Raw genomic sequence first — 17,149 nt, 5'->3', positions numbered from 1 at the left:
GAGTATGTCCAATGAGATTGACGAAATCAAGGGGCCGTCTAGCCCAATAGGCGTTCGCCTCGAGGAAGAGGTCAAACGTGTTGGAGGCGTGGGTAAGGCCGAGGATGTAATCCGGGCGTCCCGCGCCACGCTGTACAACTGGTTTAAAAGCGGGCTGATCCCTGGAACGGAGTTGGCGGCGCTGGCCGACATTGGCGTGGACCCGCTCTACGTGACGGTCGGCCGTAGGGATCAAGGGCCGCAGTTGTTCGACGCGAGTAGGTCGGCTCCGCTGAGCATGAGCAGCCAGATCAGCGTGCAGGTCGGGAGCAAAGAATTTCTCGTAAGCCCGGCCGACTACCGTTGGATTCCGTTTTATGACGTTGAGATCGGGGCAGGCGGCGGCCGTGTTGTTGTCTTCAATCGACCGCCTAAGAAGTTCAATGCCTATCGCCGCGACTACCTCGCTGAGCGAGGCCTACTCGATGCGGATCTCTTCGAGGCATCGATCATTGGCAACTCCCAGTTCCCGGAAATCTGCGACGGAGACGTGATCCTTGTGAACGCAAGCGACCGCCAGATCCGCAGCGGCGAGATCTACGTGGTGCAGATCGGCGAGGAGTACATCTGCAAATACCTGCGCCGCTTGCCCGGTGAGCCTCAGGCATTGATCGAGGTCTACAGCATGAACGCCGAGGAGCACCCACCGTTCAACGTGAAAGAGGGCCTGATCGGCAATGGCATCGAGATCATTGGCAATGTCGTGCGCCACGGCAGAGAGCGGAATCGTGGGCTTCGGTAAGACAAGACTATTGGGGGCCGTTATTGCGATAGTGCTCGGCTGGCCCGCTGCTCACGCTCAGCCCCTTCAGCCGCGCCCGGCTTCGACAGAGATACTCCGCGGCATGCCGGATGCGATCCTGAAAGCCAAGCTGATTGACTCCGAGTTTGTTACAGCGCAGCTTCCGATCAAGGCCCGCGAACCAAGTCGAAGCAATAACGGTCGCCTTCGCCATCGGTGGGACATCAGCGGCGCTGACTCCGGGTTCCTGGAGATCATAGGTAACCGAATCGACGACGCTGATGTGGTCGCGTGGCAATGCTCGATGTACGAAAAGTCAGGGGCATTCCTATGGCCTACCCCGGGAAGTGTTTGCTTCGACTTTTCCGAAAGGGTGTTCGGCAAGTTCTTTGATCGCCCGGCCGACATGCATAGGTACCTGCTTCACAAAGCTCAGCTCGGCAACAGAACAGTGGTCGCAGAGTTCGGCTCGTTGAGCTTTGAAACTGATGGATCGTTTTACTTCATCCGCCGACTGGGGCGCTGATGGCGGATGTTCAGCGGAGGCATGATCCCACCGGATATCTGCCCAGGGTAAAGATGGTGGCGCCAAATACATTTTCTGGCAGCACTTTTGAGGAACGGCTATGACAGATGAGAAGAAGGGGCGTTTCCCGCCAGGCGTTGACAGCGGCACCGGCAGAGGCCGCGCCGACAACAGCGATCAGTCCGGTGGGAGGCACCGTACCCAGGATGAGCTAATCAAAAGCTTCCCTGAAGTCGCGCAGTCTCGGCCGGCGCCTCGCCGTGGCCCAGGCGAAGGTGGTGGCGGTAGCGATACCGGTGATGAAAAAAAATGAGCGGCCGCAAGCCCCCTCCAAAACGCGCTGCAGCTGCAGCCAGCAAGCCTGCAAAAAAACCTCCTTCGAAAGGTCAAGTGGGCACATACGTCGAGTTTTTCCAATCCAGCGCCCCCATGGTGGCTGCCAGCAGGCGCGCACCTCGACGGCAGCCGGCTAAGGATGGCGACGACGAGAGCAAGAATGACTGACTTGAATAAGCTGGAGGACACCTGGTCCGACCTGCTTTTCCATGTCAGGCGTTCGGTGCGATATCACATGCGCCGACAGGCTTTCTTCGAACGCTGGCATCGATTGACCGGTTGGATTTCCGTAGTGTCGGGCAGCGCGGCTGCCGCATCGCTGATAGGCGACGCCTCTGGCAATTCCATCGCGCTGACAGCCTCGCTGATCGTGGCCGCAGTGCAGTCACTCGATCTCTTTTACACGCCATCTGAGATGGCCCGCCGCCATAGCGAATACCGGCGGAGATTCATCGAGCTTGAGTCCGGCATGGTATGCACCCCCGAAAGCTCGGATGCGGATCTTCGCAAGTGCAAAGAGTCCCGGCTTGCCATCGAGGCGGAAGAGCCGCCGCTCCTCACGACGCTAAACCTCATTTGCCACAATGAGATGCTGGTAGCCATGGGCTTCGATCGTCGAGAGCCCAAGGACAAAGACCTGTTCTCTGAAATCCCCTGGCTGAACAAGCGACTGGCCCAGTTCCTCGACTTCGGCGAGTTCTCAGCGTATTGAGCCGCTGCCTTTTGCTGTGTGTGAAACATTTCAGTCCCTGACCTAGTGTCCCGCGCGCGCGAAGCTGCGCGCCATGGACACCGCGCTCAGCAGCCCGCTTCACCTCTCCGCAGGGATCTGCGCCAAGAATCTTGGCCTGCCGCTGCCGTTGATTCTCGCCATCATCAAGGTGGAGAGCGGCGGCGACATCTTCGGCTGGAACCCCGAGCCGAAATACCGCTACTTCTGGGACGTCCGGCTTAACCGGCCGTTCCGCCCTGTCACGGCGCTGGAGATCGCCTCCGAGCTGCCGCCCCCTGACTTCCTCTCCGGCGCGGGCGACCGTGATGCCGAGTGGTGGGGCCAGGCCGCCAGCTGGGGGCCGATGCAGGTGATGGGTGGCGTGGCCCGCGAGCTGGGCATGAAGGGCCACTTCCCGCAGCTTTGCTCCACGCACATGGGCGTGGAGTACGGCTGTCGCCATCTCTCCAACCTCTCGCGCCGCTTCCAGAAGGAACACGGCTGGCGCGGCGTGGCCGCGGCCTTCAATGCCGGCTCGCCCCGCAGGCAGGATGGCACCAGCCTGTTCGAGAACCAGGTCTACGTGGACAAGGTCGCCCGTGCGGGCGGCTTCGGGAACGGCTGATGGCCTTCAGGATCGACACCCTGGAATCCCGCACGAGCCTGGAAGCTACGCGGGCGGCCGTCAGTGCCGCGATGCGGGCTGAGCGCTCTGCCGTCAGTGCCGCGTTGCGAGCCGAGGGTGCGCCCGCCGGATCTCGGCAGCAATCACATGGCGAGCGAGCGCAGGCCCCTGCACGGTCTCGGGCACGTCCCAAGTCACGTGGGCGAGTGGCCCCATGAGCTTGGCCATGAAATCAATGGTCAGGGTCGCCGCCATCCTCTGCACCGGCCGCGCCGCCGTCCTGAAGGCGTTCAGCTCGCCCGTCTCGACGATGGTGAGCATGACAGCGACAGCGGGCGCTTCCAGTCCGGGGTCCATCTCACGCGCAAGCTTTGCCTTGACCAGGTCAGGCCACTGCTTCAACAGCGCGAGCAGCCCCTCCGCGACCTCTTCTGCGTTCCGCTTCATGTTCCGATCTCCCTTGGAGGCATTGTAGCCATGCCCAGCATCAAGAAGCCTTCCCTGGTTCCGGACTGGCGCGAGTGCTACCGCTGGTTCTGCATGCACGCGATGCTCCTGAGCATCGCCCTGCAGGGCGCGTGGCTGGAGCTACCAGACAGCATGAAGGCCGATGTGCCTGGCTGGCTGGTGCATGCCGTGACCATCGCCGTGCTGGTGCTGGGCATGGTCGGCCGCGTGGTGGACCAGGTGAAGCCCACGCCGCCGGAGCCGCCCCAGTGATCGCCCGCCTTCACGCTGCAGCCGCCTGGCTGCGCTCACACCTGTGGATCATCGGCCTGCTTTCGCTGGCCGCGCTCTTCGTGCTGCAGCGCCGCCATGCCTTCTCGCGGGCCGAGGCCGCCAAGCGGGCCAGCGATCTGCCGGAGAAGGTGCCGGGCACCTACACGGATCTGGAGCGCCAGATCACCAACCAGCACCGGGCGATGGACCGCATGGGCAAGCAAGCCGACATCGCCAAGGCTGCCCGCCAGCAGGCGGACGTGATCGCCAAGAAGCTGGAGACCGCCGGGCACCCGACCGCGGCGGAGACCGTCCGGAGGTGGAACCGTGACTAGCCGCAACCGCTGCCCCTACCAGGCCAACCACAGCGTGGGCCTGACCGTGGTGATCCTGATCCTCCTGGGCTTGGTGCTCTTCGCGCTGGCGGGCTGCGGCCTGGCGCCGGTGCAGCCGCCGGAGTCCCGCTACTTCTCGCAGCTGCAGCAGGCCGAGGTGGAGATGGCACAGCCGGCGCCGCTGCCCTCGCGCCCTATAGCGCAGCTGCTGGAGAGCCCGGCCGGCGACCTGGTGACCTTCGACGCCCGCGCGGCCGAGCAGCTGCTGGCCCGCGACGAGATCGCCGAGAAGAACACGGAGATTGCCGGCGCCTGCTCGGTGGGCTTCGACGAGCTGCAGGGCGCCTACAACGCGCTGCTGAGCAAGGCGCAGGACCAAGAGCAGTTCAGCAACCACCTGGGCCGCCGCTGGGCCGAGGCCGAGACGCAGCTGCGGCGCGAGAGCATCGCCCACGCCTGGGAGAGCTGGTTCAACCGGCTGTTACTGGCAGCTGCGCTGGGCCTGGCCCTTTAAAACCACTTTCAAAGCGACATCGAGGGGCGAATGCCGCCAGGACCAGAAGACGTGAGCACCGGAAACGAACAGTTCGCTAAGGATGTGGGGGAGATCAAGGGAACCCTCCAGGGCATCCGCGAGCTGCTGGCGGCTCAGAACGAGTCGATCAACCGACGCATGGATGACCAGCATGCCGCGAACACGCGCCGCCTGGACGATCTGAACCTTGCTGTGGGTCAGCGCCTGGATGAACAAGGCAACCACATCAAGAGCGTCAAGAACACCGCCGATCTGGCCCTGGAGCGCGCCAACCAGGCGCACGAGAAGATCGAGGGCTTGAAGGGCCAGAGCCACAAGTCCAGCGCCGTGGTGGGCGGCAGCGCGTCCGCCGTGGTCGCCGTGGGCTGGGAATTCCTCAAGAGGGTTGTGGGTATCCCCTGATGGCTCACGATCCCGACCTGCGAAAGCAGCTGCGCCGCAGCTATGTCGTGGACCGGCAGCCGCTCAAAGCGGCTGCTGCGCTATTGGACATCTCCTATTCGACCGCTCGGTCCTGGAAGGAACAGGCCCTGGAGCGCGGCGACGATTGGGACCGTGCGCGGCAGGCCGAGGACGTGGGTGATGGCGGCGTGAAGGCGCTGACGCGCCTGGTGCTGGAGGAGTTCATCCCCCTGTTCAAGACCACGGTAGCCGCCATCCAGGGCGACAAGCTGGATGCGGTCGAGAAGGCCGAGGCGATCAGCCGCCTGGCCGACGCCTACGCCAAGACGGTGAAGGCCTCCGGCGCCGTGGACCCTGCTATCGCCAAGCTCGCCTGGGGGATGGACGTGATCAAGCTGCTGGTGAAGTTCTGCATGGAGCACTTCCCGCAGCACCAGGCCGCACTGGTGGAGATCATCGAGCCTTTCGGCGAAGAGCTGGCGACGGAGTTCGGCTGATGGACGTGCTCCAGCTGATCCGCGACTACCTGCCGTGGCTGCTCAGCGCGATCACGCTGTGGCAGGCCCTGCTCGCCGGCAACAAGCACCGCCACGCCTGGGCCGTGGGCCTGGCCAACCAGGCGCTTTGGCTGGTGTGGATCGTGGCCGCGCAGGCCTGGGGCCTAGTGCCGATGAACATCGGCCTGTGGATCGTGTTTGGCCGGAACCACTGGAAGTGGCGGCGCCATGGGTAGGGCTATCGAGTTCCGCAAGCTGACGCGGAAGAAGTTCCTGGCTGAGCTGGCCCTGCTCGGCCAGGAACAGCGCGCCATGATCGAAGCCCAGGTGGCCGGCTTCGAGGTGAACCCTGCCGCGAGCGCTCGCCGCCGCGAGCGCGCCCGCACCGACTACCAGTTCTTCTGCGAGACCTACTTCCCGCACTTCATCGACAGCGCCAAGGCGCCGTCGATCTTCCAGCTGCATGCCTACACGGTGCCGGTGATGATGCAGGACACCCCCGGCGCCCGGTGCGCCGAGGCGGCGCCCCGCGGCGAGGGCAAGTCCACCATCCTGATCCAGCTCCACGCGATCTGGCGGATCTGCTACGGGCTCAGCCACTACATGCCGCTGATCATGGACGCCAAGGAACAGGCGGAAATGATGCTCGATGCGGTGAAGGCCGAGCTGGAGGTGAACCCGCGCCTGATCCAGGACTTCCCCGAGGCCTGTGGCCGTGGGCGCATCTGGAACGTGTCCAAGATGGTCTCGGTGAACGGGATCATGATCGAGGTGTTCGGCGCCGGGAAGAAGATCCGCGGACGCCGCTTTGGTGCCCACCGCCCGGACTTCGTGTTCATCGACGACTTCGAGAACGACGAGAACGTGAAGTCGAAGGATTGGCGCGACAAGCGCGAGGCCTGGCTGCGCAAGGTGGTGGCCAACCTCGGCCCGCCTGACGGCTCGATGCGCCAGATCTACGTGGGCACCGTGCTCTACCCGGATGCGGTGTTCCTGCGCACGGTGAAGAACCCACGCTGGAAAGCCACCTCGCACCTGTGGCCCAGCATCCACCGCTGGCCCGACCGCATGGACCTGTGGGACAAGTGGGAAGAGATCTTCCTGAACGACTCCGAGGTGGCGGCGGACGGCTTCCACCGCTTGCACCAGGTGGAAATGGAGGCCGGCGCCAAGGTGAGCTGGCCCTCGGTGCGCCCGTTGCTGGTGCTGATGAAGCTACGGGCCGAGGACCGAAAAGCCTTCGACACCGAGCACCAGCACAACCCGGTGGACCCGGAAGGCCACCCCTTCGTGGGGTCGATCCGCTACTACGTCCTGGTCAAGAAGAACTGGACCCACTACGGCGCCCACGATCCGTCGATGGGCAAGGGCTCCAACCGCAACGACCCGGCGGCCACGGTGGTGGGCGCCATGGACCGCGACGAGGGCAAGCTCAGCGTGGTGGAGGCCATCGTGGCCCGGCGCGTTCCGGACCGGCAGATTGAGGACATCATCCGGCTACAGAAGGAGTACGGCTGCCAGCTCTGGGGCGTGGAAAGCACCGCCTTCCAGGAGTTCCTGAAGGACGAGCTGGTGAAGCGTTCCGCCAAGGCCAAGATCCCGGTGCCGGCTCGCGGCATCAAGACGGCGGAGAACAAGGATCTCCGCATCGAGAGCCTGCAGCCGCACATGGCCAACGGCCTGATCCTGTTCAACCGCAACCACAAGGCGCTGATCGACCAGTTCGAGCAGTGGCCGGACGGCCACGACGACGGTCCGGACGCGGTGGAGATGCTGTGGCAGATCGCCCTCAAGGGCGTGCGCGGCACCCGGCCGCCTGGTGGGGGCGGCAGGCGTCGCAAGCGGGAGTCGGCCGAAATGCTCCAGGGGTACGGATCGTGATCGGCTACATCATGGTGTTGCTGATGGTTTCGATCCAGTGGATGACCTTCTCGGCCCAGCCTGGCGCTGATTCGATCACCTTGCCGACGAACCAGATCTGGTTCGCCAGCCTCCACCAGTCGGTCTTGCTGTTGGAGTTACTAGGCTTGTTTTCATTAGTTTCTTTTTTCATGGCGGCTCCTGTTTCGTTAATGGCCGCCTGTATCTATACGCGCCGTAACGGCGCCCTCCGTCAAGCCCTTTCCGGTTTTCGAAAAAGCATTCGCCCGGGGCTTGAAGCACATTTCAAAGCCAGTTCCAGGGCCGGGTTTCCGGCTCCCAGGGTGACCTCATGAGCACACTTCCGACCCCCGGCGAGCTTGCCGGCCGCGGTACTGATCCCCGCTTCTATGCCTCGCTAGCCATGCTGCCGAACCCGGACACCGTGCTCCGGAAGTCAGGGCGGTCCGAGGAGGTGTTCGACGTGATTGAGGCCGACAGCCATGTGATGGGCGAACTGCGCCTGATCCGGGCCGACCTTCAGCGATTCACCCACACCCTGAACCCGGCGAGCGACTCGGCGCCGGATCAGCGGGCCTACCAGATTTGCCGCTCAGTGCTCGATCGCCCGCCAGCCCCCGGCCTGACCTGGAACGACACGATCTGGAATATCGGCAGGGCGCCGTTTCGCGCCAGGTCGTATCACGAAATTGTCTGGACCCGCTCCGGAAGCCTGCTGCTGCCGGAGCGTCTGTTGGACAGGCCGAATCGGCGGTTCGGCTATGGGAGTCAGGGTGAGCTGCGCCTGCTGACCCGAGAGCAGCCCATGTTTGGCGTGCCGGCGGAGGAAGCCTACTTCCTGCAGAACCGGCACATGCCGAGCTACGACAACCCGTACGGCGTGGCGCTGCTGTCGTCCTGCCTGTGGCACAAGATGTTCAAGGACGCTGGCTTCCGCTGGTTCGTGAAGTTCTGCGAGCGCTTCGGCATCCCGTACCCGGTCGGCAAAGTGCCGCGCGGCACCGGGGAAAAGGAGGCCGACGAACTGTACGAGGCCCTGGAGGAGATGGTTGAAGCGTCATGCGCGGTGATCTTTGATGACGAGTCGATCGAGCTTCACGAGGTAAAGGGAGCGTCCGGCGGTGGCAAGCTCGCGCAGCACCTGCTGATCGAGGCCTGCAACGCCGAGATGAGCAAGGCGCTGTCGTCACAGACCCTGTCCACCGAGCAACCGGGGTCGGGCTCCCGAGCCGCGGCCGAGACCGCGCGCGGCCGATCTGCCGACGTCAATGAGGGCGACCGCAACAGCATCGCCTACACCCTGGACCAGCTCTGGCGGCTGATCACCCAGTTCAACGTGCCGGGCGCCAATCCGCCGACCAGCGAGTTCGCCAGCGAGGAAGCGGGCTCAAAGGACCGTGCCGAGGTCTACGGCATCTTCCTTGAGAAGGGCGGCAACCCGAGCCGCAAGGCGATGGCTAAGGATCTGGCCATTGTGCTGGCAGACCCGAACGATCCCGAGGACCAGATGCAGCCCGCGGCCAAGGCGCCGCCGGCCCTGCCACCCCCGGGCCTGATCGCCGCCGCCGCGGCCGAGTTCGCCCAGTCCGGCGGCACGCTGTTCCCTGACCAGGACGCGATCGACGACGTGGACCTGTCGGCCGAGCTGCAGGGCATCTCGGCGCAGCTGCTGCGCCCGCTGCTCGAGCGGGTGAAGCAAGGCGTCGATCCGGCCGAGTTGCTCGCGGACCTCGCGAGCCTCTACCCGCAGATGGATGATCGCGCCCTGGAAAACCTGCTGGCGCGGGTGATCTTCATCGGCGATGTCTGGGGGCGCTTGAGCGCGGGCGACAACCCGGATGGCTGACCCCGTCGATCTGACCCATGCCATCGGCCTGCCGCCTGCCGCGGCGATCCGCTACTTCGAGCAGAAGGGGCACCGGATCAGCTGGAACTGGCAGGACACCTGGCAGGAGGCCAATGCCAGGGCCTTCACGGTGGCCAAGGCCACCCGCATGGACGTCCTGGGGGACATCCGCGGCGCCGTCGAGCAGGCCCTGAAGGAGGGCAAGACGGAGCGCTGGTTCGAAAACCAGCTGACGCCGGTCCTGCAGGCGAAGGGGTGGTGGGGAAAGCAGTTCTCGGTGAGCCCGGACGGCTCCACCGAGCGCGTCCAGTTGGGCAGCCCGCAGCGCCTGAAGACCATCTACCGCACCAACCTGCAGACCGCCTACATGGCGGGCCGCTACGAGCAGTTCGCGAAGAACGCCAAGCACCGCCCCTACTTCCAGTACGTGGCGGTGATGGACGCGAAAACCCGGCCGACCCACGCCGCCATGCACGGCCGGGTGTTCCGCTGGGACGATCCCATCTGGGCCACCCACTGGCCGCCCTGTGGATTCAACTGCCGTTGCCGCGTGCGGGCGCTGTCGGACCGCAACCTCGCTGACCGCGGCCTGGAGGTGGAGAAGTCGGAGGGGCGCATCAGCACCCGCGAGGTCGATGCCGGCGTGGATCTGCGAACCGGCGAGATCCGCCGGGCCGAGGTCTCGGGCATCCGGGTGCTGGGGCAGAACGGCAAGCCCACAACGATGTGGACGGACCCCGGCTGGAACTACAACCCGGCGCGGGCCGCCTACATGCCCGAGCTGGACCGCTACCCGGCCGACACGGCCAAGCAATTCACCGAGGGCGTAGTCACCGGCCCGGAGTTCACCCGGTGGTTCCGGATCTGGCAGCGGGCGGTCGATGACGAGCTGAAGTTTGACCCGACCCTGAAGCCCCGCCAGGTTGGGGCACTGATGTCCCGGAACGGGAAGTCGTCGATGCAGTACCCACTGGGGATTCTGGATGACACCACCCGCGAGGCCCTGGGCACCCAGTCGCAGACGGTGTGGATGTCGTCCACCACCCTGATTGAGCACATCGCCGCGCACCCGGAGATCGGCCTGGCCGACTACCAGAAGCTGCAGAAGATCATCGACCAGGGCGAGGTCTACAAGGCCGACGATCGCCGGATCATGCTGCTGGCCCTGGAGGGCCGGCTGTACCGGGCGTCGGTGAAGGTGGACGAGAAGCGGGAGCGGCTGTTTCTGCTGTCGCTCTTCGAGACAAACGAGGCCGCGGCGAACACGCAAATCCGCCGCAAGATGGAGAAGGTGAGATGACCTGGCGCGGAGGAAGCACCTCCGCTGGACCTCATCATCCGGGCTTGCCGGAGGGGCTCGGGAGCTGCCCGACGCCAGGTGCCTGCATGGTAAGCCCGGAGCCCTGATGTCTCAATCCCTGGTTTTCCGGATCGACAAGCCGGGCGTGGATCGCTGGTTTGAGCGTGCCCGGCTCCTGACCCAGGACGCCAGCGAGCTGATGGCGGGGGTTGCGGGGGTGCTGGCCGACGAGACCGAGCAGGCCTTCGAGACCGAGAGCGACCCGACCACGGGCGTGCCCTGGGCCAAGCTGGCCGCAAGCACCATCGAGTCCCGCAGGAAGGAAGGCCACTGGCCGGGGAAGATCATGCAGCGCAGCGGCCAGCTCGCCGTCAGCTACGTGACCGACTCCGGCCCGGACTTCGCCCGGATCGGCAGCAACAAGGTGCAGGCCGCCATCCAGAACCAGGGCGGCACCACCCGGCCGCATACGATCAAGCCCAGGAACAAGAAGGCGCTGGCGTTCGGCGGCGGGATTTATGGAGCCGTTCAGCACCCTGGCTCGACGCTTCCAGCCAGGCCGCAGATGGGTCTTTCGGATCGAGGCCGCGAGGAGATCGGCGACCTGTTGGACAGCTACCTGTCGGATTAAAGCGCCATTAACACGCCGTTTAACCGGCATTCAATGGAGATTTTCCCGGTATTTTTTTCCACCAAATGTGTGCGAGCGCCCGCACTTTCGTGTCTCAACGCCAGTTTTGGCCGTTTATTTTTGCTCGCTTCATCTCATTGAGACTTCGGGGCTTTTTTTGGTTGGGGGCTTATTTTTCTTGTCCCATTCCTAACATCCCCCTCCAAGGTGGGAAAGAGTGAAATAAACCCTTACAGATTCACCGCATCAGAGCGGCTTCGTGGCCGCCTCCCGCGCTGCAGCGCGTGCCTCGATACGCCGCTATGCGGCACTCGGCATGAGCGGTTCGGGAAAAGCCCGTCACAGAGATCCGCAGCAAGAAAAGCTAGTTTTTCGGCAGATCCAGGTAGACCGGCCGCGCCGTATCCAGCACCTTGCACAGCTCCTGTACGCCATCCAGTACCTTGGGCGACTGGCGTGTCAGCGTGCTGGCGTCGATCTCGTAGAGTTGCTTGTGCGCCACGGCGCGCACCAGCGGCCACTTCTTCCAGAATTCGCGGATCTTCTGCGGCATGTCCTGCTTGCCGAAGACGATCACGTCCGGCGCGGCGGCCAGCACCGACTCCACGTTGACCGGCCCCGCCAGCTTGCGGGCGCCCGAGAAGACGTTGACGCCGCCACAAAGCCGGATCGCCTCGCTGATCGGGCTGCTGTCGTTGAGGGTGAACATCGGGTTCACCTCCACCTGGTAGAACACGTTCAGCGGCGCGCGGCCGCGGTATTGCTCGCGCAGGCCGGCCAGCCGCTTGCGGTAGGCGGCGGCGGCCTTGTCGGCGGCCGGGCGGGTGTCCAGCAGCACGCCGAGTTGCTGCACGGCGGAGCCGACGTCGTCGAGCTTGCGCACGCTGACCCAGCGCACCGGGATGCCGACGGCCTGCAGGCGCTGGATGAACTGCGGCGAGGTGCCGCCACCCCAGGCCAGGACGAGGTCCGGGCGCAATGCCAGCAGTGCCTCGATATTCACAGTGAAGGCGTCGCCGACCACCGGCTTGCCGCGCGCGCCGGGCTCGTCGGTGTAGCGGGCCACGCCCACCAGCTTGTCGCAGGCGCCGGCGGCACAGACCAGCTCGGCCAAGTGCGGCGCCAGCGTGACGATGCGCTCGGCGGCCTGGGCCGGCAGGACGGCGGAGAGGGCCAGCAGCACAACCGCGGAGAATCGTTTCATCAGAACATGCTGCCGGTGGCAAACAGGGCAAAGAAGGCGAGCAGGATCAGCAGTGCGCGGGTCTGCATGCGCAGCACTTCATCCAGGCTGGCCTGGAGCGAAGCCGGCACCACGACGCGGCCGTCCGGCTCCTCGGCGCGCATGGAGGCGCTGGACACCTCCGCCAGCACGGCCCAGGTGTGGGAGCGCCAGCCGTGCTGGCGCTCGGCCAGCAGCTGGCGCCAAGTCTGCATGGCGTCGTCGAGGCTGCCCGCCATGCCATAGAGCAGCGCGGTGATGCGCGCGGGCAGCCAGGCGCAGGCGCCGTGCAGCAGGTCGGCCAAGCGCGTGGCGGGACTGTCGGGCACGGTCTCGCGCAGCAGGCGCGGCAGGCGGCTGAGGCAGCGGTACAGCACGGCGCCGACCGGGCCCAGCGCGAAGAACCACAGCAGCACGGCGAACAGGCGCTCGTGGGACTGGATGAACAGGGCGCCGAGCAGTGAGCGATGGCCCGCGTCCGGCTGCGGGCCGCGCTGCAGGGCGGCGGCCAGCTGGGTGGCGAGCTCGCCGTCGCCGGCGTCGCGGGCCTCCACCAGGCGATGCACGTCCTCGGCGAGGTCGCGCGGCCCCAGGCACAGCAGCAGCACCAGGGACGACCAGGCCAGCTCGGCCAGGGGGTGCGAGAACAGGTCCGACAGCCACCAGATCAGCAGCAGCGGCGGCAGCAGCAGCAGCGGCAGCGCCACCGGCGAGCGCCATAGGGTGGGGAAGGGCAATGCGGACATCAGCGCCCGCACGTAGCCGAGAAACAGCAGCGGACGCCCCCAGCCGGGCAGTTGCCCGAGCAGGCGCTCCAGCAGCAGCGCGATGAGGATGCCGATGAGGTTCATGCGCCTACTTTACCTGTGAGCGCGCCGCGGTATCTCGTCCAGTCGAAACAGGGGCCGGGGTCGGTCTTGCGGCCGGGGGCGATGTCGGAGTGTCCGGTGATGCGCTGGGGCGTCAGGCGCGGATAGGCGGCCAGCAGCGCCGCAGTGACGCGGGCCAGGCGGGCGTACTGCCTGGCGGTGAAGGGCTTGCTGTCGCAGCCCTCCATCTCGATGCCGATGGAGAAGTCGTTGCAGCGCTCGCGGCCCTCGAAGCTCGACACCCCGGCATGCCAAGCGCGGCGGCCAAAGGGCACGTACTGGGTGACGCGGCCATCGCGGAAGATGCACAAGTGCGCCGACACGCGCAGGGTGTGGATGGTCTCGAAATAGGGGTGGGCCTTGGGGTCCAGGGTGTTGGTGAACAGCGCGTCGATCCACGGGCCGCCGAAACGGTCCGGCGGCAGCGAGATGTTGTGGATCACCAGCAGGCTGACGTCCGCGGGATCGGGCCGCGGGTCCTGGTTCGGCGAGGGCCGCTGCCGGGCGCCGCGCAGCAGGCCGTCCGGCAGCAGGATCGCCGCGGAACCCACCGCCCGCTGTGGTGTCGATGAACCGGTCACGCTATAACCGTACGAAGCTTTTCCAGAAGAATCCAGAGATTTCCAGGGGAACCCACCAATGAGAAAGGCGCTGTCCGTCGCGCTGGGCCTGCTGCTGTCGCAGGGGAATGCCACCGCCACCGCCCCCGCGCAACCGGTCTTCCCGGACCTGCGCATTCCCTATGAGAAGCATATCCTGCCCAATGGCCTGACGCTGATCCTCCACGAGGACCACAAGGCACCGCTCGTCGCCGTGAACGTCTGGTACCACGTCGGCAGCAAGGACGAGCCGCCGGGACGCCAGGGCTTCGCCCACCTGTTCGAGCACCTGATGTTCAATGGCTCGGAAAACCACAACGACGAATTCTTCCGCCCGCTGGCGGAGGCCGGTGCCACCAAGATCAACGGCACCACCTGGATGGACCGCACCAACTACTTCCAGAACGTGCCGACGCCGGCCCTGGATCGCGTGCTGTGGCTGGAATCCGACCGCATGGGCCACCTGCTGGGCGCGGTGGACCAGGCCAAGCTCGACGAGCAGCGCGGCGTGGTGCTGAACGAGAAGCGCCAGGGCGAGAACCAGCCCTATGGCCGGGTCTGGGACGTGATCACCCGCTCGATCTATCCGCCGGGCCACCCCTACTCCTGGACCACCATCGGCTCGGAGAAAGATCTCAACGCAGCCACGCTGGACGACGTGAAGAGCTGGTTCCGCGCCCACTACGGCGCCGCCAACGCCACCCTGGTGGTGGCCGGCGACATCAAGCCGGCCGAGGTGCTGGAGAAGGTGAAGCTGTACTTCGGCGACATCCCTGCCGGCCCGGTGCGCGAGCGCATCGACGCCTGGCCGGCCAAGCGCCAGGGCGCCAAGCGCAGCGTGCTGCAGGACCGCGTGCCGCAGCCGCGCATCATCAAGGTCTGGAACACGCCGGGCCTGTGCGACCCTGACGCCACGCTGCTGAACCTGGCCGGCGGCATCCTGGCTGACGGCCGCACCAGCCGCCTGTACCAGCGCCTGGTCTACCGCGACCGCACGGCCACCACCGTATCCAGCGCCAGCTACCCCTTCGAGATCGCCTCGCCGATGACGCTGGATGCCTACGTGCAGCCGGGCGGCGATGCCGCGGCGGTGGACCGGGTGATGGAGGAGGAGCTGAAGCGCTTCCTGCAGACCGGCCCGACGCCGGCGGAACTGCAGCGCGCCAAGACGCGCTACTTCGCCGCACGCGTGCGCGGCCTGGAGCAGATCGACGGCCGCGCCGGCAAGTCCGGTGTGCTGGCTACCTACCAGGTCTACTGCGGCTCGCCGGACGCGCTGACTGAAGAGGCCGACCGCATCCGCCGCGCCACCCCGGCCGACGTGCAGCGCGCCGCGCGCGCCTGGCTGGACGACGGCGTCTTCACGCTGACCGTGGAGCCCTTCCCCGAGTACAGCACCTCTGAATCCGGCGCCGACCGCTCCAAGATGCCGCCGCGCGGCGACGCGCCGGACCTGCGCCTGCCGCCGCTGCAGCACTTCACCCTGTCCAACGGCCTGAAGGTGGCGCTGGCGGAATACCCGAGCGCGCCAGTGGTGCAGCTGAGCCTGCTGGTGGATGCCGGCTACGCCGCGGACCTGGGCGGCACGCCGGGCACCGCGCGGCTGATGCTGGAGATGCTGGACGAGGGTACGCCGACCCGTGACGCGCTGCAGATCGCGGCGCGCAAGGAGACCCTGGGCGCGGAATTGGCGGCGATGGCCGACCTCGACAGCTTCCAGGTGTCGCTCAACGCGCTGAGCGGACGCCTGCCGGAATCCCTGGAGCTGTTCGCCGACGTGCTGCTGCACCCGGTGTTCCCACAGAAGGAGCTGGACCGCATCCGCCAGCAGATCATCGCCGCCGTGCAGCAGGAGAAGGCGCAGCCGGCAGGCATCGCCGCCCGCGTCTACCCGCGCCTGATCTACGGCGAGGGCCACGCCTACTCCGGCCCGCTCAGCGGCCTGGGCAACGAGGACCAGCTGGCGAAGCTCTCGGTAGCCGACCTGCGGGCGTTCTACGCGCGCTGGATGCGCCCGGACCGCGCCACGCTGCTGGTGGTAGGCGACACCAGCGAGGCACGCATCCGGCCGCTGCTGGAGCAACACCTGGGGGCCTGGAAGGCCCCGGCGGAGCCGGCGCCGCAGAAGCAGCTCGCCGAGGTGGCGCTGCCGCAGAAGCCACGCGTGTTCCTGATCAACCGCAGCGGCAGCCAGCAGTCCTATATCCTGGCCGCGCAGCTGGCGCCGCCGCTGCGCGATCCGGACGACATCGCCATGCGCCTGGCGGCGGACGCCTTCGGCGGCGACTTCCTGTCGCGCACCAACCTCAACCTGCGCGAGGACAAGCACTGGAGCTACGGCGTGCGCAGCGAGGTGATGGCCACGCAGGCGCAGCGGCCGTTCGCACTGCGTGCGCCGGTGCAGACCGACAAGACCGTGGATTCGCTCAAGGAATTGCTGCGCGAGTACCAGGAACTGATCGGCAAGCGCCCGCTGCAGGAGCAGGAGGTGCGCGACGCCCAGGACCGCACCGTGCGCCGCCTGCCCGGCGCCAACGAGACCTCCGGCGAGATCGCGATGTCCTACGGCACGCTACTGAAGTTTGGCCTGCCCGACAGCTACTGGAACGACCTGGTCGGCAAGGTCGAGGCCCTGGACACCGGCGCGGTCAACGCGGCGGCGCAGCGCCTGGTTCAGCCGCAGGCTTTGACCTGGCTGATCGTGGGTGACCTGGAGAAGATCGAGGCGGGGGTGCGCAAGCTGGATTGGGGCGAGGTCACCGTGCTCGACGCTGACGGCAAGATTCTGCGCTGACGGCTGAAGATCATCGCGCAGGATTCGCGACCGGCCATGGGCGGCAACGCAGGGCCGTTGCCTCCGAACCGTTCGTGCTGAGCCTGTCGAAGTACGGGCCGGTCGGCGCGCGGACCACTCACACTTCGACAAGCTCAGTGCGAACGGCCGAGAAAAGTTTATCGGGACAAACAAAAAAGCCGCCGGCATTGCCGGCGGCTTTTTCATGAAACCCTGGAAAAAATCATTCCATCTGGCCCAGCGGGCGCGAGAAGGTGTAGCGCGCCGGCTCCACGATCCAGCGCTGCGCCGGCGCGGAGGGCGGCTCGCCCTGCACGATCGACAGCGGCAGGTTCAGCACGAACAGGCCTACGCCCAGCACCGTGGCGACGGCGCTCAGCGGGCGCACGAGGATCAGATCGGCCGCCATGGCGGCACCGGACGGCGTGGTGCCGGCGTCTTCGCGGTACTCATCGGCCTGCGCCAGGTTGGCGCTCAGGGCGAGAATGGCAGCGGCAGCGACGTGAGACAGTTTCATGACTTTCCCCCAACCTCGAAT

The 17,149-nt window shown here is 66.1% G+C and carries 21 protein-coding genes; 16 read left to right on the top strand and 5 right to left on the bottom strand.

Features of this window, described 5'->3' with window-relative positions:
• Positions 1-4: 4 nt before the first annotated feature.
• The 4 genes from QT386_RS00390 to QT386_RS00375 all read left to right on the top strand — a co-directional run bounded on the left by QT386_RS00390 (position 5) and on the right by QT386_RS00375 (position 2,980).
• On the top strand, positions 5-781 hold the full coding sequence (locus QT386_RS00390) for a S24 family peptidase (RefSeq protein WP_289271744.1): 777 nt from the start codon (positions 5-7) through the stop codon (positions 779-781).
• 103 nt (positions 782-884) lie between these two features.
• Positions 885-1,307 carry a hypothetical protein gene (locus tag QT386_RS00385; protein WP_289271743.1) on the top strand — a complete coding sequence of 141 codons (423 nt, stop codon included), beginning with the start codon at positions 885-887 and terminating at the stop codon, positions 1,305-1,307.
• A 496-nt stretch (positions 1,308-1,803) separates the two neighbouring features.
• Entirely contained in the window at positions 1,804-2,355 is a 552-nt protein-coding gene (locus tag QT386_RS00380) for a hypothetical protein (protein WP_289271742.1), read from the top strand.
• Between the two features lie 73 nt (positions 2,356-2,428).
• Positions 2,429-2,980, top strand: a complete 552-nt coding sequence (locus QT386_RS00375) for a lytic transglycosylase domain-containing protein (RefSeq protein ID WP_289271741.1) — start codon at positions 2,429-2,431, stop codon at positions 2,978-2,980.
• Positions 2,981-3,073: 93 nt separating this feature from the next.
• Here the strand turns inward: QT386_RS00375 and QT386_RS00370 are convergent, their stop codons facing one another.
• Positions 3,074-3,427, bottom strand: coding sequence for a hypothetical protein (locus tag QT386_RS00370; protein ID WP_289271740.1), 354 nt, complete (start codon positions 3,425-3,427; stop codon positions 3,074-3,076).
• A 30-nt stretch (positions 3,428-3,457) separates the two neighbouring features.
• Between QT386_RS00370 and QT386_RS00365 the strand changes: the two genes are divergently transcribed.
• From QT386_RS00365 to QT386_RS00315, 11 genes are all read left to right on the top strand, one after another.
• Positions 3,458-3,700 carry a hypothetical protein gene (locus QT386_RS00365; RefSeq protein ID WP_289271739.1) on the top strand — a complete coding sequence of 81 codons (243 nt, stop codon included), beginning with the start codon at positions 3,458-3,460 and terminating at the stop codon, positions 3,698-3,700.
• Complete coding sequence (locus tag QT386_RS00360; RefSeq protein ID WP_289271738.1) at positions 3,697-4,035, top strand: hypothetical protein; 339 nt, start codon at positions 3,697-3,699, stop codon at positions 4,033-4,035. Before QT386_RS00365 ends, QT386_RS00360 begins: the two co-directional genes overlap by 4 nt.
• Positions 4,028-4,549 (top strand): hypothetical protein, encoded by a 522-nt coding sequence (locus QT386_RS00355; protein WP_289271737.1) that lies wholly within the window; start codon positions 4,028-4,030, stop codon positions 4,547-4,549. The genes QT386_RS00360 and QT386_RS00355 overlap by 8 nt, the downstream gene beginning before the upstream one ends.
• A gap of 51 nt (positions 4,550-4,600) precedes the next feature.
• A complete protein-coding gene (locus tag QT386_RS00350) occupies positions 4,601-4,972 on the top strand; it encodes a hypothetical protein (protein ID WP_289271736.1) in 372 nt (123 codons plus the stop codon).
• Entirely contained in the window at positions 4,972-5,469 is a 498-nt protein-coding gene (locus QT386_RS00345; protein WP_289271735.1) for a DUF1804 family protein, read from the top strand. Before QT386_RS00350 ends, QT386_RS00345 begins: the two co-directional genes overlap by 1 nt.
• On the top strand, positions 5,469-5,705 hold the full coding sequence (locus tag QT386_RS00340; RefSeq protein WP_289271734.1) for a hypothetical protein: 237 nt from the start codon (positions 5,469-5,471) through the stop codon (positions 5,703-5,705). Before QT386_RS00345 ends, QT386_RS00340 begins: the two co-directional genes overlap by 1 nt.
• On the top strand, positions 5,698-7,350 hold the full coding sequence (terL, locus tag QT386_RS00335; RefSeq protein WP_289271733.1) for a phage terminase large subunit: 1,653 nt from the start codon (positions 5,698-5,700) through the stop codon (positions 7,348-7,350). Before QT386_RS00340 ends, terL begins: the two co-directional genes overlap by 8 nt.
• Entirely contained in the window at positions 7,347-7,685 is a 339-nt protein-coding gene (locus QT386_RS00330; protein WP_289271732.1) for a hypothetical protein, read from the top strand. Before terL ends, QT386_RS00330 begins: the two co-directional genes overlap by 4 nt.
• Positions 7,682-9,196 (top strand): DUF935 family protein, encoded by a 1,515-nt coding sequence (locus tag QT386_RS00325; RefSeq protein ID WP_289271731.1) that lies wholly within the window; start codon positions 7,682-7,684, stop codon positions 9,194-9,196. Before QT386_RS00330 ends, QT386_RS00325 begins: the two co-directional genes overlap by 4 nt.
• Entirely contained in the window at positions 9,189-10,496 is a 1,308-nt protein-coding gene (locus QT386_RS00320) for a phage minor head protein (RefSeq protein ID WP_289271730.1), read from the top strand. Before QT386_RS00325 ends, QT386_RS00320 begins: the two co-directional genes overlap by 8 nt.
• A gap of 106 nt (positions 10,497-10,602) precedes the next feature.
• Positions 10,603-11,127 (top strand): phage virion morphogenesis protein, encoded by a 525-nt coding sequence (locus QT386_RS00315; RefSeq protein ID WP_289271729.1) that lies wholly within the window; start codon positions 10,603-10,605, stop codon positions 11,125-11,127.
• A 364-nt stretch (positions 11,128-11,491) separates the two neighbouring features.
• Here the strand turns inward: QT386_RS00315 and QT386_RS00310 are convergent, their stop codons facing one another.
• The 3 genes from QT386_RS00310 to ampD are packed head-to-tail and all read right to left on the bottom strand — an operon-like array spanning position 11,492 to position 13,754.
• Positions 11,492-12,331 carry a cobalamin-binding protein gene (locus tag QT386_RS00310; protein WP_289271728.1) on the bottom strand — a complete coding sequence of 280 codons (840 nt, stop codon included), beginning with the start codon at positions 12,329-12,331 and terminating at the stop codon, positions 11,492-11,494.
• Positions 12,331-13,200: a regulatory signaling modulator protein AmpE gene (gene ampE, locus QT386_RS00305; RefSeq protein WP_289271727.1), complete on the bottom strand. Its 870-nt coding sequence runs from the start codon at positions 13,198-13,200 to the stop codon at positions 12,331-12,333. Before ampE ends, QT386_RS00310 begins: the two co-directional genes overlap by 1 nt.
• The gene (gene ampD / locus QT386_RS00300) at positions 13,197-13,754 is read right to left on the bottom strand and encodes a 1,6-anhydro-N-acetylmuramyl-L-alanine amidase AmpD (RefSeq protein WP_367401371.1); all 558 of its coding nucleotides are present in this window, start codon (positions 13,752-13,754) and stop codon (positions 13,197-13,199) included. Before ampD ends, ampE begins: the two co-directional genes overlap by 4 nt.
• Before the next feature lie 103 nt (positions 13,755-13,857).
• On the opposite strand from ampD, the gene QT386_RS00295 reads away from it, so the two are divergent.
• On the top strand, positions 13,858-16,611 hold the full coding sequence (locus tag QT386_RS00295) for a pitrilysin family protein (protein ID WP_289271725.1): 2,754 nt from the start codon (positions 13,858-13,860) through the stop codon (positions 16,609-16,611).
• Positions 16,612-16,834: 223 nt separating this feature from the next.
• Here QT386_RS00295 and QT386_RS00290 read toward each other — a convergent pair whose 3' ends face one another.
• Positions 16,835-17,128 carry a hypothetical protein gene (locus tag QT386_RS00290; RefSeq protein WP_289271724.1) on the bottom strand — a complete coding sequence of 98 codons (294 nt, stop codon included), beginning with the start codon at positions 17,126-17,128 and terminating at the stop codon, positions 16,835-16,837.
• Positions 17,129-17,149: the final 21 nt, after the last annotated feature.

It is taken from the genome of Solimonas sp. SE-A11, from assembly GCF_030345715.1.
In the GTDB taxonomy this organism is placed as follows: Bacteria; Pseudomonadota; Gammaproteobacteria; order Nevskiales; family Nevskiaceae; genus Solimonas_A.
The sequence above is the reverse complement of the archived record's forward strand: the minus strand, read 5'-3'. Positions and strand labels throughout refer to the sequence as shown.